General features: G+C 66.9%; 5 protein-coding genes and 1 pseudogene. 3 read left to right on the plus strand and 3 right to left on the minus strand.

Annotation, left to right across the window (positions count from 1 at the left end; genetic code table 11):
- Positions 1 to 54: 54 nt before the first annotated feature.
- Positions 55 to 306, minus strand: a complete 252-nt coding sequence (locus tag ACLQ62_RS06385; RefSeq protein WP_411720820.1) for a helix-turn-helix domain-containing protein — start codon at positions 304 to 306, stop codon at positions 55 to 57.
- 100 nt (positions 307 to 406) lie between these two features.
- Here ACLQ62_RS06385 and ACLQ62_RS06390 point away from each other — a divergent pair, with 100 nt between their 5' ends.
- The 3 genes and pseudogenes from ACLQ62_RS06390 (at position 407) to ACLQ62_RS06400 (ending at position 3,175) form a co-directional block, all read left to right on the plus strand.
- Complete coding sequence (locus tag ACLQ62_RS06390; RefSeq protein WP_411720821.1) at positions 407 to 1,636, plus strand: NAD(P)/FAD-dependent oxidoreductase; 1,230 nt, start codon at positions 407 to 409, stop codon at positions 1,634 to 1,636.
- 2 nt (positions 1,637 to 1,638) lie between these two features.
- The gene (tal, locus tag ACLQ62_RS06395; protein WP_411720822.1) at positions 1,639 to 2,784 is read left to right on the plus strand and encodes a transaldolase; all 1,146 of its coding nucleotides are present in this window, start codon (positions 1,639 to 1,641) and stop codon (positions 2,782 to 2,784) included.
- Positions 2,781 to 3,175 (plus strand): annotated as a pseudogene (locus ACLQ62_RS06400) (hypothetical protein). The gene tal and the pseudogene ACLQ62_RS06400 overlap by 4 nt, the downstream one beginning before the upstream one ends.
- Before the next feature lie 58 nt (positions 3,176 to 3,233).
- On the opposite strand, the gene ACLQ62_RS06405 reads toward ACLQ62_RS06400, so the two are convergent.
- Together ACLQ62_RS06405 and ACLQ62_RS06410 are read right to left on the minus strand one after the other, a co-directional pair.
- Positions 3,234 to 3,392, minus strand: coding sequence for a hypothetical protein (locus ACLQ62_RS06405; protein ID WP_411720823.1), 159 nt, complete (start codon positions 3,390 to 3,392; stop codon positions 3,234 to 3,236).
- 53 nt (positions 3,393 to 3,445) lie between these two features.
- A partial coding sequence (locus tag ACLQ62_RS06410) for an OB-fold nucleic acid binding domain-containing protein (protein ID WP_411720824.1) occupies positions 3,446 to 4,230 on the minus strand: 785 nt, incomplete at its 5' end.

Consider the following 4,230-nt stretch of genomic DNA (forward strand, 5'->3'; position numbering starts at 1 on the left):
TTTAGGGCGTGCGGCACCTCTTGGGCAACCCCGGGCCGCCGCCGGGGTTTACTGTTACGCCGGGGGCCCCGCTCCTGGCCCCGCCTTCCCGCTGCGCCGGTGGAATTCCGTTTCGAGGACCCCGCTCTCCACGAGCCGGTCCAGGTGGAAGGCGGCGGTTCCGCGCGGGATGCCGAGTGCCGCAGCGGCCTCGTCGCGACCGGCCGGCGTGGGGCTGCGGAACACGAAGTCGTACAGCGCGCGTCGAATCGGATCACTGATCGATGCGACGGCGGAGAGTTGCTCCGCCCGGGTTCGAATGCTCATGTCGACATTCTATTTTCTAAAACAGCGAATCTTGACAAAAGAAATTTGCGGTCGTACGATCGGCCTCAGGGCGCAGGAAGCGACGAGCAGGAGGTTCCCGATGTCGAAGACAGAGAAGTTTGTGATCGTGGGAGGAGGCCTCGCCGGCGCGACGGCGGCGAAGACGCTCCGCGAGGAGGGCTTCGAGGGGCGAATCCAGCTGGTCGGCACGGAGCGGCACCGGCCGTACATCCGGCCGCCCCTGTCCAAGGATTTCCTGGCCGGGTCGGCCACCCGGGAATCCGCCGACGTCGAGTCGTCCGGATGGTACCGGGACCACGACGTCGACCTCACCCTCAGTACCGAAGCTGTCACTCTCGATCCGTCCGCACACCGGCTGGAGCTCGACGGCCAGGGCTGGGTCGACTACGACGCCCTCCTTTTGGCCACCGGCTCCACTCCCCGCAAACTCGACATCCCGGGGGCGGATCTGCCTGGGGTGCACTACCTTCGCACCGTCGACCAGGCGGAGACCCTCCGGACACTACTCGCCGACGGCGGCAAACGGCTCGTCCTGGTCGGCTCCGGCTGGATCGGCATGGAGGTCGCCTCCGTCGCCCGGACCCTCGGCAACGACGTCACGATCCTCGAACGCGATCCGATTCCGCTCGCCAACGCGCTGGGCGACGAACTCGGGCAAATGTTCGCCGACCTGCATGCCGAGCACGGCGTCAGCCTCCGCCCATCGGTTCGGGTGGCAGAGATCGCCGGCGAGAACGGGTATGTGACCGGCGTCCGCCTCGACGACGGCCAGACCGTTCCCGCGGACCTCGTGCTCGTGGGGGTCGGTGTCGTGCCGAATGTCGGGCTCGCGCAGGCAGCAGGCCTCGCCGTCGACAACGGCGTTCTCGTCGACGCGTCACTCCGCACGAGCGACCCTGACATCTACGCCGCCGGCGACATCGCCAACGCGCTCCATCCGCTGGTCGACCTGCGCCTGAGAAGCGAACACTGGGCGAACGCGCTCCACAGCGGAGCCGCTGCCGCGCGCTCCATGCTCGGACAGCCTGTCTCCTTCGACGACGTGCCCTATTTCTACACGGACCAGTTCGACCTCGGCATGGAGTACTCCGGCTTCGGCCCCCTCACTCGCGGCGCGACCGTCGTGTATCGCGGCAACCGGCCGGGCCGCGAATTTGTCTGCTTCTGGGTGTCCGGCGACCGTGTCGTCGCGGGGATGAACGTCAACGTCTGGGATGTCAACGAGGCCGTTCAGGGCATCATCCGTCGCGGCAACGCCGTCGACGCCGCGCGGCTGTCGGACGAGTCCGTCCCGCTCGAGGAGCTGTGACCATGCTCGCGTCGACCGACAAGACACCCCTGACGCCGACGGCCGCCCTTTCCGCAGAGGGAGTGAGCATCTGGCTTGACGATCTCTCGAGGGAACGCCTCCTCTCGGGAGGCCTGGAGACGCTTCTCGCCGAACGGAACGTCGTCGGCGTCACCACCAATCCGACGATCTTCGCCAACGCCGTCTCGACGGGGCATGCGTACGACGACCAGCTGCAATCGCTCGCAGCATCCCGCACATCGGCTTCGGATGCCGTGTTCGGGATCACCACGACTGACGTCGCCCACGCGGCGGATGTCCTGCGGCCGATCCACGACGAGACGGGTGGCCTCGACGGATGGGTGTCGATCGAGGTCTCCGCTCTGTCCGCCCACGACGCGCCTGCGACGATCGCTGAGGCTGAGCGCCTCGCCACCGCGATCGCCCGACCGAACGTGTTCGTGAAAATACCCGCCACGCTCGCGGGACTCGACGCGATCACGGCGTCGATCGCCGGCGGGATCAGCGTCAACGTCACCCTGATCTTCAGCCTCGACCGGTACCGGGCGGTGATCGACGCTTACCTGACCGGGTTGGAGCAGGCCCACGCCGCCGGACGCGACCTGCGCGGCATCCGTTCGGTGGCGTCGTTCTTCGTCTCCCGGGTCGACACCGAGGTCGACATCAGGCTCGATGCGATCGGGTCGGATGCTGCGCGTGCTGTGAGAGGGAAGGTGGGCATCGCGAACGCCCGGCTGGCGTACGAGATTTTCGAGCAGGAGTTCGCCGCCGAGCGGGCGAAACGGCTGGCCGGGTTCGGGGCACATCCGCAACGGCCGCTATGGGCGTCAATGGGCGTGAAAGACGCTGCCATGCGCGACACGTATTACGTGGAGGAACTCGTCGCACCGAACGTCGTCAACACGATGCCGGAGCGTACGCTGCAGGCGACGTTCGACCACGGCGACATCCGCGGCAACACCGTCGCGGGAACCTATGAACAATCCCGGCAGGTACTCGCGACGGTCGCCGACCTGGGCATCTCGTACGACGATGTGACGCTCAGCCTCGAGAAGGCAGGCGTCGCCACCTTCCTGGCGTCGGGCGAACAACTCGCCACGACGGTTGCGGACGCACTCGCGGCTGGCTCGAATCGGCCTGAGCCGTGAACACGCTCGCTGCGACGAACACGGCTCCGGTCACCTTCGAGGTCGAGACGACCGCGCCGACCCGGTACGGCCCGTTCCGGTTCCGGGCGTACCGCGACAACGTCACAGACAGTGAGCACCTGGCGATCGTCTCCGGCGATCCGGCGGGTTTCGGCGCCGTGGTGCGGGTTCACTCGGATGCCTGACCGGGGAGGTCTTCGGATCGCACAAGTGCGAGTGCGGTCCACAGCTCGACGTGGCGCTCGCGCTGATCGCGGAGTTGGGTGGTGCTCACCAACAATCCAGACAAGATCACGCAACTCACGGCATCCGGAATCGACGTCGCCGAAGGGCTTCCGCTTCTCGTCGGGGAGCTACCGGGGAATCTGGAGTACCTGCGGGCGAAGCGTGACCGGATGGGTCACCTGCTGACGGCCGACCTGTGACGGTCGGGCTTGAGCCGAGGCATTCTAGCGCTTGGCGAGAACGTGCGCAGGGATGCCGAAGGACAGTGACACCGAGAGGATGCCGGCGAAGAAGATGATGGCCTGGAAGCTCTCGACGGTGAACGCGAAATAGAAGAGGAAGATGCCAGCCAGGAACAGCGCGAAGGAGACGACGAAAGCCATGGGGCAAGTCTATCCAGTTTCTTGCAGGATCCGGTCCTCAGACGTATGCGCGGTCACTGGAAGTCCCTCGATCGGGTCCGAGCACGGAGCGGGAGCGGTTCGAGCCGATCGGCCAGCAGGTTGATGATGCCCTCTGGGGATCGTTCCAGGATGCCGCGGACGATCATCGCCGGTGCCTCCCTCGCGGTCCGCCGGTAGCGTCCCCACACGCCGACACTGCAGATCACGTTGACGAGCCCGGTTTCGTCCTCGAGGTTGACGAAGGTGATGCCGCTCGCTGTCGCCGGGCGTTGCCGGTGGGTGACGACACCGCCGACCTCGATCCGCCGCCCGGATTCGGTGGTCTTGAGCTGCTCGGCGCTCTTCACCCCCCGCTCGGCCAGCAGGCCACGGACGTGCCGGATCGGGTGATCGTCGGGAGTGACACCGGTCGACCACAGGTCGTTGATCACCTGCTCCTCATCGGTGAGCATCGCGAACAACGGCGGCTGCACGGTGAGGTGGCTGCCCTGCAGCTGGTCTGGTCGTTCCTGGGATGCCTGCTCGGCGTCCCAGAGGGCGCCTCGCCTCGAGAGTCCGAAACTGTCGAACGCCCCGGCGGCTGACAGCGCTTCGAGTTGTGCGGAGTTGAGGCCGACCCGGCGCGCGAGGTCGCGCATGTCTCGGTAATCGCCGCCGCGTTCCCGCTCGGCCACGATCTGCTCGGCCTTGCGCACCCCGATCGAGGTGACTGCGGCGAGGCCGAGCCGCACCGCGTAATGCCCGTCGCGACGGTGGGTTCCGGGGTCGAACGGTGCTGACCGGTCGAAGGCTTGAACCGGGGGCTGGGAAGAGTCGA

The sequence above is a fragment of the Mycetocola sp. genome (assembly GCF_046716805.1).
In the GTDB taxonomy this organism is placed as follows: Bacteria; Actinomycetota; Actinomycetes; order Actinomycetales; family Microbacteriaceae; genus Mycetocola_A.

Coding starts and splice junctions, on each gene's coding strand:
- tal (WP_411720822.1), top strand. CDS start 1,639: ATGCTCGCGTCGACCGACAAGACACCCCTGACGCCGACGGCCGCCCTT.
- ACLQ62_RS06385 (WP_411720820.1), bottom strand. CDS start 306: ATGAGCATTCGAACCCGGGCGGAGCAACTCTCCGCCGTCGCATCGATC.
- ACLQ62_RS06390 (WP_411720821.1), top strand. CDS start 407: ATGTCGAAGACAGAGAAGTTTGTGATCGTGGGAGGAGGCCTCGCCGGC.
- ACLQ62_RS06405 (WP_411720823.1), bottom strand. CDS start 3,392: ATGGCTTTCGTCGTCTCCTTCGCGCTGTTCCTGGCTGGCATCTTCCTC.